This window comes from Shewanella sp. SP2S2-4 (assembly GCF_031932025.1).
GTDB classification, from domain to species: domain Bacteria; phylum Pseudomonadota; class Gammaproteobacteria; order Enterobacterales; family Shewanellaceae; genus Shewanella; species Shewanella baltica.
The window spans coordinates 209,047-226,013 of sequence record NZ_JAUOER010000005.1; the positions used below are offsets into that span (position 1 = coordinate 209,047).

Genomic DNA, 16,967 nt, shown 5'->3' on the forward strand with positions numbered 1-16,967 from the left:
TTTTTATGGCTCAATTACTCAAGCCATTCATCACAGCAAAAGACGTTTTTTCGCTCGCAAAAACGGGCAGAAATGACGAGGATCATGGTATTATTCAGCGCCATGATGCTTGCTACCGGTGACGGCTAGACAAGCATCAACTGTACCTAGACCTGAAACAAGGTCAAAATATAATTAAAATTAGTGAGTTAAGGAGTTATCATGCAAGCCCTTGTTGCTGTTGTTATGGGTTCTAAAAGTGATTGGCCCACGATGGAAGCCGCCGCTGAGATAATGGATAAACTGCAAGTGCCTTATCATGTTGAAGTGGTTTCCGCCCATAGAACGCCAGATAAACTCATGGAGTTTGCAGCCTCTGCCGCCGATCGTGGTTTTAAAATCATCATTGGTGGCGCCGGTGGTGCAGCGCACTTACCCGGTATGATTGCCTCTAAAACTCGCTTACCCGTATTAGGTGTCCCAGTCCAAAGTAAAGCCCTGTCAGGTATGGATAGCTTATTGTCTATCGTTCAAATGCCAAAAGGCATCGCCGTTGGCACTTTAGCCATAGGCACAGCGGGCGCATTCAATGCGGGATTATTGGCCTGCCAAATCCTTGCGAATAACGATGCAGAATTAGCGGCTCGTGTTGACGCTTTCAGAGAAGAACAGACCCGTGCGGTACTGGACAATCCAGATCCGAGGGAAGTTTAATGACCCAGACAAACACTAAACCTAAGGTTTGGGTATTAGGTAATGGTCAGCTGGGCGCTATGTTGACCCACGCTGGTGAGCCATTAGCGATTGAAGTTAACGCCGTCGATATCATGACGCCTACGGATGACATCCTGCCACTCGCGCCGCACGACATCATCACCGCCGAGCGCGAACAGTGGCCAGAGTCCGCCCTTAGCTTACAACTCAGCTCACACCCCCATTTTGTTAATGGTCCGGTATTTAGCCGTTTAGCCGACCGTTTTAGCCAAAAAAGTCTACTCGACCAGCTCAGTGTTCCCACAGCGCCTTGGACCTTAGTTGACGATAACACCCAAGTCGATACCCTGTATCAGCACTATGGCCCAAGAGTCTTGATGAAACGCCGTACCGGTGGTTATGACGGTAAAGGTCAACATTGGCTTAAACAAGCCGAAGCGGGTGATATTCCAAACGATTGGCGTAACCTTGCAATTGCTGAGCAAGCGATTAATTTTGATGAAGAAGTATCATTAGTTGGCGTACGTACTCGCGAAGGCGAATGCGTGTTTTATCCGCTGACGCTGAACTTACATCAAGATGGCATTTTAATGGCGTCGATTTCGCCACTGGCACGCTTAAGCCCTTTGCAAGCCCAAGCCGAAGCTATGCTCAGCGCCATTATGCATGAACTTGAATACGTTGGCGTAATGGCGATGGAATGCTTCCGTGTTGGCGATGAGTTATTGGTGAATGAACTGGCACCGCGAGTGCACAACTCAGGCCATTGGACTCAAGCCGGAACCCATATGGATCAATTCCAGCTGCATTTGCGCGCACTTTGCGGAATTGCGATCCCACAGCCACAAGTGAATTTTCAGTGTGTTATGGTCAATCTTATCGGTATCGATAATGATCCACGCTGGTTAAGTTTGCCTAATGCTGAGTTGTACTGGTACAACAAAGAAGTGCGCCCTGGTCGTAAAGTGGGCCATTTGAACCTATCAGTGCCCAACCAAACTGTGCTCAACCAGAGCATAGCCGCACTGCAAACATGGATGCCCATCCAATACCAAGCTCCTTTAGCCTGGATATTGGCCGAATACGCAGAAAATTCGCGTTAATTCAGTATTTAGTACCAAAATCGCTGATATGAAATTGTTCGCAGTTTCATATCAGTTTATATTTCAATTTTCGTTATATACTTAACAGAACTCAGTGTAGATACGTTAGTGATGTATAGCATTCAATTGTGGCTAGCAATGACACGGATAAAGGAATACTCGAGTGAAATTAAGGGATAATTTCAAACGTAAGACCATAGATCGCTTAGATTATCGCTATCATCTGCTATTGCTCATCGTGCCGATATGTCTATTCGTCCTGCTATTTATCTTTAATGCACCCACAGAAGGTTGGACTATCCTGCCATTACTGTTTGTTTGCATCATTTACATTTTTGCCTACAGCCTGATTTACTATTTGCATCAAGGTCGTTTAACTCGACTGTGGGAGCATTTAGAGCAAGTCGTCACCATCAATGATGCCATTTACGAGCTCGCGCACCTCTCAAGCCATTATAAAAATGAGCATGCCTTTCTCGACGCCTTGCTCAACAAAGCCGTTTACGTGATTAATGGTGCCGAAATGGGCAGCATCATTAAAGTCAACGAAGCAAATAATAAACTGCATTTCGAATCTGTCGTGGGGCTCGATTTAGCAAAACTCAGACAACTGGATTTTACCTTAGAGCAAACCTTTGAATATCGGCTCACTAAGGGGAGATGCGATCAGGTCGTGGTCATCAATGATATGAAAAATATCAATGCTGCCAGCACCTTAACGGAAGATGATCAAAGAGTGTTACTCACAGTGTCCAAGCAGCCGATACGCTCAACACTGTCTAGCCCTATCCGTATCGATGGCAAGCTCTATGGCATGCTCAACCTCGACAGCAGTAGCCTAGGCGCCTTTAGCGATTACGACCGCAACCTTGTCTCTATCCTGACCCACGAAGCCAGTAATGCCATTGCGCTCTATCAGAAGTCACAGCAGATCACTAAACTCGCAAATTTCGATCCGCTCACAGGACTTTATAATCGAAAGAATTTTGAAGATGAACTGCACCACTGGCAGCACAAACCTCACCTTGGCAGCTTTTTGATTATTATTGATATGGATAATCTCAAGGCCATTAATGATGCCTATGGACACCAGACAGGCGATGTTGCCATTAAACGCACGGCCACATCCATACTGACCTATTGGCAAAATAAAGGCATTATTTCCCGTTTTGGTGGCGATGAGTTTGTCGCTTTATGCCATGGGCCGCTAACCCAAATCGAGCAGGACTTAGATGATATGCGCAAAACCTTGAATCAAGGCTCAGAGCTTAGCCTCGCTTTTAGTTTTGGGATTGCTCCGTTTGAAACCGATTGGTATCAATCCTTTAAGACTGCAGATCATGCCATGTATGAGCAAAAGCGCGCGAAGAAGAAAGCCATTAAAGCATTAGAAACTTTCGCGGTGAAAGCACAATAAGTTCGTTGAACTCAGGTACTACAGCCGCTATTAACAGGCCAATATCAAAAGTCAGTAAGTATTGAAGTTGAATATCAGGCTTGAATATCAGAGTTGAAGATTTGAGTTGACTATCTCAACTGATTATCTCGATTAACTCTATCAATTAAATATCTAAGTTAAACACCTAAAGTCAGCCATAGACTCTCATTCAAATGGCTGACAATGGGATCAAACTAAGCTCTAGCCTAACCCTAACCCTAACCCTAACCCTAACCCTAACCCTAACCAAAGAATAAGCGCCACAGCCAAGATGAATCCAAATCTTTTTGGCAGGTTTTATATTGAGCCGCGTAACGTTTAGATCGCGCATCCACCTTGTTAGCTACTTTCACTAACCACGCCTTAGACTTGTAACTGCCACGGCGATAACCGCCCCAGCCTTCGTGATAATTAAGATACTGGGCCCGCGCATCCCATTTAGACACGCCATTAATCTTATGGGTTTTACTGATAAACCAGCCCATAAAATCCATAGCATCATCGAAATCACTGCGGCTCGACCAATTGTTGCCCGTCTCACGCACATAATCATCCCACGTCATGGTCTTAGCCTGCGCATAACCATAGGCATCGCTGGCACGGCCAATAGGGATAAATCCTAGAAAGTATTCCATCGGTGGCGCGGCATTGTGCTTGAATGAACTCTCTTGATACATCATCGCCAACGGCACATGCACTGGCACGCCCCATTTGTCACGGGCGTCTTTAGCGGCATCATACCAATCTCGGTGTTCTTGAAATATCTCACATAAATTTTCGGGAGACTTAGGCGGAGACGTCGCACAACCAGACAAGATGCCGAGACTTGCGCAGAGTAAGATAGCGGAGGGTTTATTCATTAATATCATATTCTTTGGAGAGTTAGCTGGCTCCATGATGTCATAGACTCAGTCTGAGGCAAGCATAAAAAGCCTTTTTTGCGCTTAGAAGATCTAAACGCAAGGGGTAAATCAATCTGACTTAAATCGCATTTTGCTGGCTTAGCACTTGAGCTAAACGCTTTGGCTATTTCGTTTCGGGACTCAGCTCAAACTGACACTCATGCTCTTCTTGCTGCCACACACCTGGTTCCCAATACCCAGTGTCTTTGCCCATATAACGCTTATCGGTGTGAAATAGCGCACCGATATGATAACGCTGATGGCTCTCAACATTGAGCTTAAATACCTTAGGCGTTCGCGCGGCAAGTGTGACCGACAAGCTAGGATCATCAATCAGTTCCGCGATAGTAAACTCATACTCGCCGGGTGCTAGCTGATAATTAGGCTTAGAGACCACTGCCTGACCGTTTAAATGGGTCACGACGACGCGATACCAGTGAGTGCTGGCATCGGGCTGCAAATAACCCGACACAGTGCCACAGCCCAGTGGATCTTCTGGTGAAGCGGCGCAGCCTGATAATAAGGCACTGGCCCCAATCAAAGCTGCGCTGACACGCAAGCGAGTGAAAGAGAAAAAGTCCTCTTTCACGACTGAGCTCCAAAGTAATCTGCCAGATAATCATCGAATGAAACAGTACTCTGCGCCGCTTCTAGCTCGGCCTGCTTGTTAAGCGAGCTGGATGCTTCGGCTTGATACTGCGCTATGGTCTCGCTCGACAAAGGATAATCGACAAAGAATTGATAGTATTGCTGCGCCAACGTCATTACCCACTGACCATGATCTTGGCCTTTGTTGATCACGTTTTGCAGCACTTGTCCCGACAGGGTCAAGTTAGGATCTTCAACCGCTTTACGCCAATGGGCTAACGCCACTTGATAATCAGTCGACTCACCATCGAGCAATACCGCCAAAGGTTGCAGGGCATCAAACAACTCTTCTAACCAAGATTTAAGCGAACGTGAACCGTCTGCGGTTAATAACTCAAGCCCAGGTTTACGGCCTTCAAGCACCACAGCTTTAAGATTCGCGTTTAATCTCGCCTCTTCGCTAGCATCAGACTTAGGAGACTGCGTTAATAAACAATAAAGCAGGAATAAATCAAGGAAACGCACTTGGGTCGCCTCAATGCCAATCGGGCTAAATGGATTAACATCTAAAGCACGCACTTCAATGTATTCCACCCCTGCACGGGCTAAGGCTTCTGACGGCTTCTCGCCACTACGTGTAACCCGTTTCGCACGAATTGGCGAGTAGAACTCGTTTTCAATCTGCAATACGTTAGCATTGAGTTGGCGATACTCACCATCGACTTTAACGCCGATATTAGCAAAGTTTGCCGAAGGCATTTTAATGGCCGCATTCACGCCAGACAGATACTCAGGCAAAGAGTTATAGCTAATATTTAGCTCTTCTTGCTCTTTGTTGGTGTAACCTAAATCGCTCATGCGCAACGAAGTCGCAAAGGGCAAATACAAAGTACCGTGGCCCGTTTTTTCAAACTTGAGATCGGTCTTTTGATCTTTAATGAAAGAACCACACAACGCCGGTGAGGCGCCAAATAAATAAGGTAGCACCCAGACTAAACGGCGGTAGTTACGGATCAAGCCAAAATAGGATTCAGAAATAAAATCATCGTAACTTAACTGCTTATCGCTCAATTCGTACAGGCTTTGCCATAACTCTTGCGATACCGAAAAGTTAAAGTGCACCCCAGAAATAATCTGCATCAAGGCGCCGTAACGATAGGTTAAGCCCTTACGATATAAGGTTTTCATCATACCGGTATTTGATGAACCATAACGGGCAACGGGGATCTGTTTCTCGTCCTTCACATAACAAGGCATGCTCACAGGCCACAGACGCTGACCATTTAAATGGCGCACGCTGAAGGCGTGAGTTTCAGTTAATCCGTTTAGCAATTGCTCAACATTATTATTTACCGGAGTAATAAACTCGAGCAAGGCCTCACTGTAATCCGTCGTAATACGCGAATGCATTAACGCTGAGCCTAAGGCTTCAGGATGCGAATCGGTGGCGAGAAAACCCGACTCATCAATCCGCAACGCCTCACGTTCTATGCCACGTAACATACCCAAGAGTGCGGTGCGCCCATGGGCGTCCGAGAGATGTTGTACTAATTCATTGAATGACTTCAATTTGCGCTTCTCTAATTGGTGATTCGCTATCGCGACAAGGTTAACAGTCAGACCTTTATTTTGAGGCTTATCTTGCAAAATACGCCTCAAAATAAATCTAAACCTGTCTGTGGGGCAAGCCAAATTCACAACTTGTACTGTTAAAAGCAGACGGTGACAGCTAATGCTGTCACCGTCTTTCGATGTAAATCCGGTAAATATGTGACAAATAATCGTTAATTAACGTACCCGTCTCTCACCTATATAAGGGCGAAATACCAATTTACAATACTAAAGTTTCAATTGGATAGCCCAATGTTGCTAAATCTGCTTCGATTTTCGCTTTATCTCCCACCACCAGAATCACCATTTTATTGATATCTAGCTCGGAAGCCGCGAGGGCATTGAGTTCATCTTTTGTTACAGTATTAATGATCTTGTCCTGTTGAGTCGTAAAATCTTGGCTCAATTGGTAACGTTGGATCATGCGCATAAAGCCCGCTTTTTGATACGGCGTTTCATAATCAAGTGCTTGGCCTTGGGAGACTGAATTTCGCATAAAGGCAAGTTCAGTATCCGTCATCCCCTTTTGCTGGTACGCACTGATTTCTTTTACAAACTCAGTGAGTGCTTTCGCCGTCACGTCACTGCGAACGTTACTTGATGCGACAAAATCACCGACTTCAGCGCCGCCCGCAAAACTGGTGCGAGCGCCATAGGTATAACCTTTATTTTCACGTAAATTCAGGTTGATACGACTATTGAATGCGCCGCCGAGCGGGTAGTTCATCAGGTAAGATTTAAAGTAATCGCCTGTGGCATCATAGGGCAATGCGCGCTTGGCGATATTGATCACCGATTGCGCTGCGCCAGGTTTATCAATCAGATAAATCGTACCGCCTTTTAATGCAGGGAATGGCTTAAGTGGCGGCACCACAACTGCGGCCCCTTGCCACTGACTCAATCCCGCTAACTTAGGCAATAATACTGATTCAGGTAAATTGGCGACTGTGACGATTTTAGCGTTACCGCCTTGATACTGCTGGGCATAAAACGCTTTTACATCGGCTAACGTGAGCGCAGCGACTGAATCGAGCGTACCTATGTCATTCACGCCTAAGGCATTGTCTTTACCGTATAACAAAGACGACAACGCCGTATCAGCAAGGTAGCTAGGATCAGACTGCATATGCTGGATCTGCTGTAACTGCTGCTGTTTTACTCGGGTAAAGTCCGCTTCGTTGAAGGCTGGCTGGAAGAGTTTTTCTTCCATAATCGCCAGCGTCTCATCTAAATGCGCTGTCAGCGTCGATATTTTAATCGCACTTTGATACTCAGAGGCACTAAAGTCGACTGAACTGCCGAGCATTTCTAACGCTTGCGAAAGCACTTCACTTCTGCGTTTCTGGCTCGACTCATTAAGCATTTCTGCGGTCAGCGTCGCTAAGCCCGCTTTTTCAACTGGTACCAGTCTATGGCCGCCATTAAGGTACACAATCAGCTCAACCGTAGGCGTTTCAGTGCTTTGTGTCCCCATGACTTCTATGCCATTGGCTAAGGTTTTAGTCCATATTGTCGGAACCTTTAACACAGGTGCAGCGCCAGATGCGGGCATCTTAGTTCGATCAAAACTTGAAACAAGTTCAGGCTTTGGCAAATCCCCTTCTACCGCCGTTTGCGCAATGGGCAAGGTCGCTGGCGTGAAGTTATCAGCATGGGCGATAAGTGACGTCATACCCTGCGGCACCACACTCATCACTACCATAGGCTTATTTTTAATGTATTGCTTGAACACGCGCATCACATCGTCTTTGGTCACATTGGCATAACGACTCAAATCTGAAGCTATCATGTTCGGATTGCCAGACAGCGTTTGGTTCATCGCTAAGGCAGATACTTTGCCTGAAACACTTTGCAGGCTGTAAATGGTATCGGCCTCAAACTGCACTTTAACTTTTTGCAGATCATCATCGGTAACGCCACGTTGCTCAAACTCATTAATCGAGTCGAGGATGCGTTGCTCCAGATCCGCCAGTTTGCCGCCCTTTTCAGGATTAGCTAAAGCATAAATCGACATCTGACACGCAAGCTCTTGGCAAGGGTGGCTGACATTGGCCTGCACGGCATAGCCATCTTTCACCAAGTTTTTATATAACAAGGATGTTTTGCCGCCGCCTAAAATATTGGCTAACAGATCGAGCGCAGCTTCATCAGGATGCCTTGCGTATACGGTTGGAAAACCAATACGGATCAAGGGCAAGTGCACTTGATCTTCCATGGAGATGTAACGCGTTTTATCTAAGTTAACCAGCGCCTTTTGCTCTAAAGAGACTTCAGGGCCACGGGGGATTTCACCAAAATATTTATTCACCCAGGCTAAGGTCTGCATTTCATCGAAATCGCCACCTATGGTCAGGGTTGCATTGTTAGGCCCATACCAACGTTGGAAAAAGTGTTTAACATCATCAACTGTGGCGCGATTAAGATCGTCCGGCCAGCCAATCACAGGCCAAGAATAAGGATGACCGACAGGATACATGGCTTGGCTAAAACGCTCACTCATGCGGCCATAGGGCTGATTGTCGATACGTTGCGCACGTTCGTTTTTCACTGTCTCGCGCTGCACTTCAAATTTTTCACTGGTGAGTGCCGGCAATAAAAAGCCCATACGGTCCGACTCAAGCCACAGCATTTTTTCTAATTGATTGCTGGGTACGGTTTCAAAGTAGTTGGTTCTGTCGGTATTGGTCGTGCCGTTTAAGGTCCCGCCAGCTTCGGTAACCACTTCAAAATGTTGTTCATCGGCGACGTGCTGCGAGCCTTGGAACATCATGTGTTCAAATAAATGCGCAAAACCCGAACGGCCAGCCAATTCGCGGGCAGAGCCCACATGATAAGTGACGTCGACATGCACTAAGGGATCGGAATCATCTTTATGCAAAATAACCGTTAACCCATTGGCTAATAGATACTTTTTGTATGGGATCCCTACTTGCGAATCGGCCAATTGCACATTTTCAATAAGTTTAACGCCTGCGGGCAAGTTCGCCGTAGTCGTTTCAGATGCACAGCCCGCGAGTGCGGCAGAAATTGCGACCGCTAATATCCATTTCTTCAAAACATTCCCCTCATACATCAATGGGTCAAAAATACAGCTTCATAATCATAGTGCTGCGTATATTCATCGCTATGTAGCGTCATAATGCGCTTAGTCATAGTACGCTTATTCACAGTCCGCTGAGTCAAAGTCCGTAGAATAAAGTGCGCTTAAATGATTAAGCATTGGGATTTATGACTCGCAAAATTGACACTAAGTTCCTATCTATACAGTAAATTCAGTCTAAACGGAAAAACACTCCCCGCCTTTGACCATTAAATGCATCCTAACGCCATCATGCCATCCATTGCAGCACGGCAGCGGCAACAATTAAGTAACGAATTGTTTTACCAATTAAAATCATCAGCAAAGAGGAAATTAGCGGTAACCTCACCCAGCCCGCCAATAAACAGAGAATATCGCCGATAACCGGTGCCCATGAGAGTAACAGCGCCCACACGCCGTAGCGTTCAATCAAGGCGAGGCCCTTTACGTGTTTACCTTTTGCTAACGCTTCTGGTGATTTTGCTAGGCGACCTAAGCGGCCTAAATAGAAACTGGTCATCGCGCCTAACGTGTTGCCAATACAGGCCACCACGACCAGCGCAACCCAAGCCTCTGGGGTTTTGTTTAATAGCGCCACGAGTAAGACTTCAGATCCCCCCGGTAACAAAGTCGCCGCTAAAAAAGCGCCGGAGAACATAATGCCTAACTCAGTCATAATGGCTTACTCAATGATAAATCTCTCTTTTTGTATTCAATGCGATAAGGTTTGTCATGGGTTAATTGAATGTTTCACTTAAATCTTTTTACAACAAGCTCACTAATCACAATAAGTTATAAGAAAAACGGTTTGTTATAACCCTAGCTCTGTCGATACAATGGTTTAATTATGGCAATCAATGACCATGCGCATGACTGAGAGCGCGTTAACATCACGCTCAACTCGTTGAATACGAATCCTATCATCGCAGGTCTATTGGCTCACTCTTAATTTATTTTTCTGGAATATGCATGATCCTTCAAACCATTAGCCGCATTCCGTTTTGGCAAAAAGTCTTAGCAGGCTTTATCTTAGGTGCGCTCGTTGGCGTTATTTTAGGTGAAAGCGCTACAGTGCTAAAACCACTCGGTGATCTGTTCATTGGCGCCATTAAGATGTTGGTCGCGCCTTTGGTATTTTGTGCCATTGTCGTCAGTATCACGTCGCTAGGCTCGCAAACTAGCCTAAAACGCTTAAGCCTTAAAACCTTAGGCATGTTCATGCTGACAGGCACGATTGCCTCGCTGATCGGCTTAGCCGTAGGCTCGATGATCGACATGGGCGGCACTATGCAGCTCACGGCGACTGAAGTGCGCGAGCGTAATATTCCCGGTTTTGCACAAGTGTTGCTCGACATGATCCCAGTCAATCCTTTCGCCTCACTGGCTGAAGGCAAGGTACTGCAAATTATCGTGTTTGCCGCGTTAGTGGGTATCGCTATCAACAAAGTTGGCGAGAAGGCTGATCAGCTAAAACGCACCATAGAAGCGGGCGCAGAAGTCATGTTCCAACTGACTCGCATGGTCTTAAAACTAACCCCTATCGGTGTGTTTGGTTTAATGGCTTGGGTTGTCGGCGAATACGGTTTATCAACTCTACTGCCTTTAGGTAAGTTTATCGGGGCTATCTACATTGCCGCCTTTATCCACATCATCTTTGTTTACGGTGGCTTAGTGAAATTTGTCGGTGGTTTAAGCCCACTGCAATTTTTCCGCAAAGCTATGCCAGCGCAGTTAGTCGCCTTTAGTACTTCTTCAAGTTTCGGAACTTTACCTGCGAGCACCCGTGCAGTCGAAACCATGGGCGTATCAAAGCGTTATAGCGCCTTTGTGATGCCATTAGGTGCGACCATGAACATGGACGGCTGTGGGGGTATTTACCCTGCGATTGCCGCTATCTTCATCGCCCAAATTTACAATATTCCGCTCGATACACTGGACTATGTAATGATTGCCGTGACTGCAACCGTGGCTTCTGTTGGCACCGCTGGCGTGCCAGGAAGTGCAATGGTGATGTTAACTGTGACCTTAGGTGTGATTGGTCTGCCACTTGAAGGCATTGCCTTTATCGCCGCGATTGACCGTATCATCGATATGATCCGCACAGCAACGAACGTGACGGGCGATATGATGACAGCTGTCGTGATTGGTAAATCAGAAAATGAACTCGATGAAGCGCAGTTCTATTCGAACGATAACCAAGACGTTACACCAGTAGGTTCGCAGCAATAGCAATACTGGGTCGAAACCACTGCGCTAAGCCATCAGTAACATTAGGTAAATTACGCAGATGATGTAAATCAAGAGACCGCTTAGGCGGTCTTTTTTATTATCCAGCAAACAACGGTGAAACTGTCGACCTTAAAGCATCAATCAACTCCAACAATCCTCATCGGCTGTAAAATAGGTTACCCAAATAAGATCAAGCTGTTAGACTCTGAAGCCACTCTAACTCACATTTTAGCAGAACAGACAATGACGAGACTCTTCCTTATCCCGCTGATCCTATGTTTGTTTTGGGCGTTATTTTTAAAAGCCAACAAACTCACGCTAAAACAAGGCAGACGAGGTTTTATCTACATTATCGGCATAGGTGAAGGGATGATTTTAATCCTTATCACGTTAATGTGGTTAACGGCTTAGCAAAAGGCCAACTCAATACTGAGTTGGCCTTAGTGATCAAACTGAGCTAACGATTGGAAGATGTTCAAAGCTCAGTTAACCCAAATCGGTTAACTCAGTGATTAACCCAATCCGTTACCCAAGAACAGCAAGTAAAATCCCCGCAGCGACTGCAGAACCTAACACCCCCGCCACATTGGGCCCCATTGCATGCATCAGCAGGAAGTTATGTTGATTCGCTTCCAATCCGACTTTGTTGACGACTCGCGCCGCCATAGGCACAGCCGATACCCCTGCGGCGCCAATCAGCGGGTTCACTTTACCGCCCGACAGCTTACACATCAGCTTTGCCATCAACACACCCGCGGCAGTTCCAACGCTAAAAGCCAAAGCACCCAAAACCAGAATCCCTAATGTTTCCAGTCGTAGGAATTGATCGGCGGATAACTTAGAGCCCACAGCTAACCCTAAGAAAATCGTGACGATATTAATAAGCTCGTTCTGCGCCGTTTTCGATAATCTATCCACTACGCCCGATTCGCGCATCAAGTTACCAAGGCAAAACATGCCCACTAACGGCGTGGCCGCAGGTAAGAAGAGAATCGTTAATCCCAGCACCATCAAAGGGAAAATGATCTTTTCCTTTTTACTGACGTCCCGCAGCTGCTCCATTTTAATTTCGCGTTCAGCTTGGGTTGTTAGTAAGCGCATGATCGGCGGTTGAATAATCGGGACTAACGCCATATAGGAATAAGCCGCGACCGCAATCGCCCCCAATAACTCAGGCGCCAGTTTGGAGGCGAGGAAAATCGCCGTAGGTCCATCAGCACCGCCAATAATCGCAATGGCCGCCGCGTCCTTCATGGTGAACTCAAAGCCCGGCACTAAGTTCAGCGCTATCGCCCCGATCAATGTCGCGAAAATCCCAAACTGCGCCGCAGCTCCTAACAACAGGGTTTTAGGATTGGCAATCAAGGCACTAAAGTCGGTCAGCGCGCCTACGCCCATAAAGATCAACAGTGGGAACACCCCAGTCTCAATCCCCACATGATAGGCGTAATACAGCATGCCACCTTCTTCGGTAAATCCCGCGTGGGGAATGTTCGCCAGCACTGCACCAAAACCAATTGGCAGCAATAATAAAGGCTCAAACCCTCGCACGATGGCGAGATACAAGAGCAAAGCGCCCACTGCCATCATCAACACTTGCCCACCAGTAAAATGGGCAATACCAGTCTCGGCCCAAAAAGCCATTAAACCTTCCATAATGACTCCTACGCCAAGGCCAGTAATTGAGAACCCACAGATACTGAGTCGCCTTCTTTCACCCAGAGCTTAGCGATAATGCCATCGCCCTGAGCACGAATTTCAGTTTCCATCTTCATCGCCTCAAGGATGATCACAACATCGCCTTCACACACTCTATCGCCTGGAGAAACATGCACTTTGAAGATGTTGCCCGACAGCGGCGCGCTCATTTCAAGCCTGATCTCTCCATGGCACGCAGTTGGCATAGTGCTCGCCGTAGCCGTTTGCACGGCATGAACACTTTGGCCCTGTGGCTGGATTTGCGAGATCTCCCCGCCTGCGGCGACTTCAACTACGTACTCTTGCCCTTCGACAGTCACAGTGTAGGTTTCAGGGCCACGATCCGCAGCATTAGTAGCAAGTGCCGCAGTCAATTCAGGCTTAGGCTCAAAGGCGCTTGGATCGTCACGATTCTTTAAGAACTGCAATCCTATTTGTGGGAAGAGTGCATAGGTCAGCACATCATCGTCATGCTCTGAAGATAGGCGAATGCCTTGTTCCTGCGCTTTATCTGCCAACTCGAGCCGTAACTTAGCCAGCTCCGGCGTTAATAAATCCGCAGGGCGACATGTAATAGCTTCAGCCCCTTGCAAGACTCTCGCTTGCAATGCAGCATCTACTGGCGCAGGCGTCGCGCCATATTCGCCCTTAAGCACGCCTTCAGTCTCTTTGGTCAGTGACTTGTAACGCTCACCCATCAGCACATTGATTACCGCCTGCGAGCCGACAATCTGCGATGTGGGCGTCACTAACGGCAAGAAACCTAAGTCAGCACGTACGCGGGGAATTTCTTCCAATACCAAGTCCATCTTATCGGCCGCGCCCTGTTCCTTTAGTTGGCTCTCCATATTGGTCAGCATGCCACCAGGCACTTGGGCACGTAAAATCCGCGAATCGATGCCTTTCAGTGCGCCTTCAAACTTAGCGTACTTCTTACGCACTTCACGGAAATAAGCAGCAATCTCCTCAAGCAACACCATGTCGTAACCCGTTGCGCGCTCAGTATCTTCCACCATAGCGATAACGGTTTCAGTTGCAGTATGTCCATAGGTTTGACTCATCGACGAAATTGCCGTATCGAGCACGTCAATACCCGCTTCAATGGCTTTCTGATAAGTGGCCGTACTCAACCCTGTCGTCGCATGACAATGCATAGATAACACAAGTTGCGTCTGAGATTTGAGTCGGCTAATAAGCTCAAACGCTTCCATCGGCTTAAGTAAGCCCGCCATATCTTTGATGCACAAAGAATCGCATCCCATATCTTCGAGACGTTTTGCCATATCAACCCACGTCTCTATGGTATGCACTGGACTCGTGGTATACGAAATCGTCCCCTGCGCATGGCCGCCAACTTGGCGCACTGCTTTCACCGCAGTATCGAGGTTTCGAACATCGTTCATCGCATCAAAAATACGAAATACATCGACGCCATTGGTATGGGCACGCTCAACAAAACGCGTCACTAAATCATCGGCATAATGGCGATAACCTAAGAGGTTTTGGCCACGCAGCAACATTTGCTGCGGCGTATTCGGCATGGCCTTTTTCAGCTCACGAATTCGATCCCAAGGATCTTCACCAAGATAACGAATGCAGGCATCAAAAGTTGCACCGCCCCAAGATTCCAGTGACCAGAAGCCGATCTTATCGAGTAGTGGCGCTATCGGTAACATGTCATCAATGCGTAAGCGCGTCGCTAAAATGGATTGATGCGCGTCCCGCAAAACGACATCAGTTAAAAATAATGGCTTAGCCACTGCCGTCGTAGAATTAGATACAAAAGTCATACTGCTCCCCATTACTTAATCTGTGAACGATACTGCTTTACCGCCAATGAAATCGCAGCGACCACATTTGGGTCTAAAGGCTTAGCATCAGATTGCGCTACCCTCTGCTGACTTTTAGCATGATTTTTAACATAACGTGCAGAGTCAGCATCGACTGCACACCAGCGCGCAACCAAATGAATCCCAAGGATTAGTATACTTAAAAATAAATACACTAAGCCCATCCCCAAAAACATAATGCCAACGGCATCCAATAAAGATTGCGTTACATCCTCCATAAATCCCCTCCCCCTACTCTCTCAATCCCTATCAACAGTACGATTGCCCCGAAAACATCGCTATCGCATTACAAGTACAACATTCAATCGGTTGAGAGGTTTACAAACTATGGGTCTCTCTTAGACAGACCTATAGCGACCACCACACCAAAGAAAATTTGAATAAAAAATCATATTTAAAAGCTAATAACTCACATAGCAAGAAAGCCAGCTTGAACTCAACCCGCTACAAACATAACCAATTGATAACAAAAACACCATATGAATGTAAATTGGTCTTACCAATATTAAGTGAATCCAAAGGTAGCCAGTCACTAATCCTCATAAATCGGGTAATTAATTCAATATTCCATAATGAAATACCCACTATGCTAGATTTAAGTCGAAATGATGTCCTAGGCTAAAAAATGATTCCTAAATTGAAGACAACGGACATAGGAATAAACCAAGTGAAAAAGTATGCAGATTTCACAATCCAAGTCACTGCTATTTGATTCTGAATGAATATAGAAAGGCATGTCGTTCTGAAGGAATTGATTGAAGAAGAGGAATGGGGTCAATCTAACAAATTAAATCATCCATTTTGATAACTTAGATATCCTCTTGATACCAACACGAAGCGGTGCTAGAGGCTCAATACGGTTTGTTGTGGAGCGGCTATCTTGAAAGATAAGCCAAAGTGCTACCCGAGGTAGACCTTAGGCTCTTAGCTATTCGCAGAATTAATACCAATTGTATTTAATATCTGTTCATTCAGCGGGAATTCAACGCGCTTTAAACAAGGCGAAGGCTTGAAGGCATAGTGGTGCTCTGTCGAAAGCCTTAAACGCAGTATAAAGCGCGTTGTCATACCGTTAACAGTTAGCCGCCCTTCAGCATCCCACTCCGGTGTTGCATTGACTTAAAAGGGAATAACCATTTCTGCGTCAATGCGCCTTGGATTGAAATGCCTGTGAGGCTGTGAACTGATTAGATATTTAATGTGATTGGTATAAGCAATAGGACAAGAACGAAATAAGGAAGCCTAGGATCGACAAGGAACTCAGCAATTAAAAAATGAGCTGGTGAGCTGGTGAGCTGGTGAGCTGGTGAGCTGGTGAGCTGGTGAGCTGGTGAGCTGGTGAGCTGGTGAGCTGGTGAGCTGGTGAGCTGGTGAGTAAAAATAGTGGGGAAACATGCAAGTTGGAAGAAAAATATATCAATTCCTACAAAATTTAGACGCAAAAAAGCCAGCTTATTCAGCTGGCTTCGTTACATCTCAATGAGAGATAATTAGGCGCTTGGCGATGACCTACTCTCACATGGGGAGACCCCACACTACCATCGGCGCGTTTGCGTTTCACTTCTGAGTTCGGGATGGGATCAGGTGGTTCCACAAGGCTATTGTCACCAAGCAAATTCTGTTTATTACCGTGTCCATCGCTGAACCACGTTAATAATAATTCGGAAAGCTGATTTGCTTTGTTTGAGTTCACACTTTATCAAGTGTCGTTATTCTGTCTAAGGCTTTTCGTACGACCTCCATGGATGGAGGAAGTGCTAGAAAATGTCTGGAACA

The 16,967-nt window shown here is 46.4% G+C and carries 13 protein-coding genes and 1 rRNA gene; 5 read left to right on the top strand and 9 right to left on the bottom strand.

The annotated features are described in order from the left end of the window. The first annotated feature begins 201 nt into the window (after nt 1-201). The 3 genes from purE to Q4Q54_RS06565 all read left to right on the top strand — a co-directional run bounded on the left by purE (nt 202) and on the right by Q4Q54_RS06565 (nt 3,213). Nucleotides 202-693: a 5-(carboxyamino)imidazole ribonucleotide mutase gene (purE, locus tag Q4Q54_RS06555; RefSeq protein WP_006084961.1), complete on the top strand. Its 492-nt coding sequence runs from the start codon at nt 202-204 to the stop codon at nt 691-693. Continuing rightward, complete coding sequence (gene purK, locus Q4Q54_RS06560; protein WP_006080610.1) at nt 693-1,796, top strand: 5-(carboxyamino)imidazole ribonucleotide synthase; 1,104 nt, start codon at nt 693-695, stop codon at nt 1,794-1,796. The genes purE and purK overlap by 1 nt, the downstream gene beginning before the upstream one ends. A 163-nt stretch (nt 1,797-1,959) precedes the next feature. Continuing rightward, nucleotides 1,960-3,213 carry a sensor domain-containing diguanylate cyclase gene (locus tag Q4Q54_RS06565; RefSeq protein ID WP_006080609.1) on the top strand — a complete coding sequence of 418 codons (1,254 nt, stop codon included), beginning with the start codon at nt 1,960-1,962 and terminating at the stop codon, nt 3,211-3,213. Between the two features lie 263 nt (nt 3,214-3,476). Here Q4Q54_RS06565 and Q4Q54_RS06570 read toward each other — a convergent pair whose 3' ends face one another. The 5 genes from Q4Q54_RS06570 to Q4Q54_RS06590 form a co-directional block, all read right to left on the bottom strand. Continuing rightward, entirely contained in the window at nt 3,477-4,094 is a 618-nt protein-coding gene (locus Q4Q54_RS06570; RefSeq protein ID WP_272942047.1) for a hypothetical protein, read from the bottom strand. A 166-nt stretch (nt 4,095-4,260) separates the two neighbouring features. After that, complete coding sequence (locus Q4Q54_RS06575) at nt 4,261-4,725, bottom strand: hypothetical protein (protein WP_311988009.1); 465 nt, start codon at nt 4,723-4,725, stop codon at nt 4,261-4,263. Next, nucleotides 4,722-6,371 carry a glutamate--cysteine ligase gene (gshA, locus tag Q4Q54_RS06580; RefSeq protein ID WP_311988010.1) on the bottom strand — a complete coding sequence of 550 codons (1,650 nt, stop codon included), beginning with the start codon at nt 6,369-6,371 and terminating at the stop codon, nt 4,722-4,724. The genes Q4Q54_RS06575 and gshA overlap by 4 nt, the downstream gene beginning before the upstream one ends. A gap of 184 nt (nt 6,372-6,555) precedes the next feature. After that, entirely contained in the window at nt 6,556-9,408 is a 2,853-nt protein-coding gene (locus Q4Q54_RS06585) for a pitrilysin family protein (RefSeq protein ID WP_311988011.1), read from the bottom strand. Between the two features lie 256 nt (nt 9,409-9,664). Then, nucleotides 9,665-10,090 carry a YqaA family protein gene (locus Q4Q54_RS06590; RefSeq protein ID WP_311988012.1) on the bottom strand — a complete coding sequence of 142 codons (426 nt, stop codon included), beginning with the start codon at nt 10,088-10,090 and terminating at the stop codon, nt 9,665-9,667. Between the two features lie 293 nt (nt 10,091-10,383). Here Q4Q54_RS06590 and Q4Q54_RS06595 point away from each other — a divergent pair, with 293 nt between their 5' ends. Together Q4Q54_RS06595 and Q4Q54_RS06600 are read left to right on the top strand one after the other, a co-directional pair. Continuing rightward, the gene (locus Q4Q54_RS06595) at nt 10,384-11,643 is read left to right on the top strand and encodes a dicarboxylate/amino acid:cation symporter (RefSeq protein WP_311988013.1); all 1,260 of its coding nucleotides are present in this window, start codon (nt 10,384-10,386) and stop codon (nt 11,641-11,643) included. Nucleotides 11,644-11,886: 243 nt separating this feature from the next. Beyond that, nucleotides 11,887-12,054 carry a hypothetical protein gene (locus tag Q4Q54_RS06600; RefSeq protein WP_006080601.1) on the top strand — a complete coding sequence of 56 codons (168 nt, stop codon included), beginning with the start codon at nt 11,887-11,889 and terminating at the stop codon, nt 12,052-12,054. 114 nt (nt 12,055-12,168) lie between these two features. Here the strand turns inward: Q4Q54_RS06600 and Q4Q54_RS06605 are convergent, their stop codons facing one another. The 4 genes from Q4Q54_RS06605 to rrf all read right to left on the bottom strand — a co-directional run bounded on the left by Q4Q54_RS06605 (nt 12,169) and on the right by rrf (nt 16,803). Further along, entirely contained in the window at nt 12,169-13,299 is a 1,131-nt protein-coding gene (locus Q4Q54_RS06605) for a sodium ion-translocating decarboxylase subunit beta (RefSeq protein WP_311988014.1), read from the bottom strand. An 8-nt stretch (nt 13,300-13,307) separates the two neighbouring features. Next, complete coding sequence (gene oadA / locus Q4Q54_RS06610) at nt 13,308-15,131, bottom strand: sodium-extruding oxaloacetate decarboxylase subunit alpha (RefSeq protein ID WP_311988015.1); 1,824 nt, start codon at nt 15,129-15,131, stop codon at nt 13,308-13,310. Between the two features lie 11 nt (nt 15,132-15,142). Continuing rightward, nucleotides 15,143-15,409 carry an OadG family transporter subunit gene (locus Q4Q54_RS06615; protein ID WP_311988016.1) on the bottom strand — a complete coding sequence of 89 codons (267 nt, stop codon included), beginning with the start codon at nt 15,407-15,409 and terminating at the stop codon, nt 15,143-15,145. 1,278 nt (nt 15,410-16,687) lie between these two features. Then, nucleotides 16,688-16,803, bottom strand: a 5S ribosomal RNA gene (gene rrf, locus Q4Q54_RS06620). Nucleotides 16,804-16,967 lie beyond the last annotated feature (164 nt).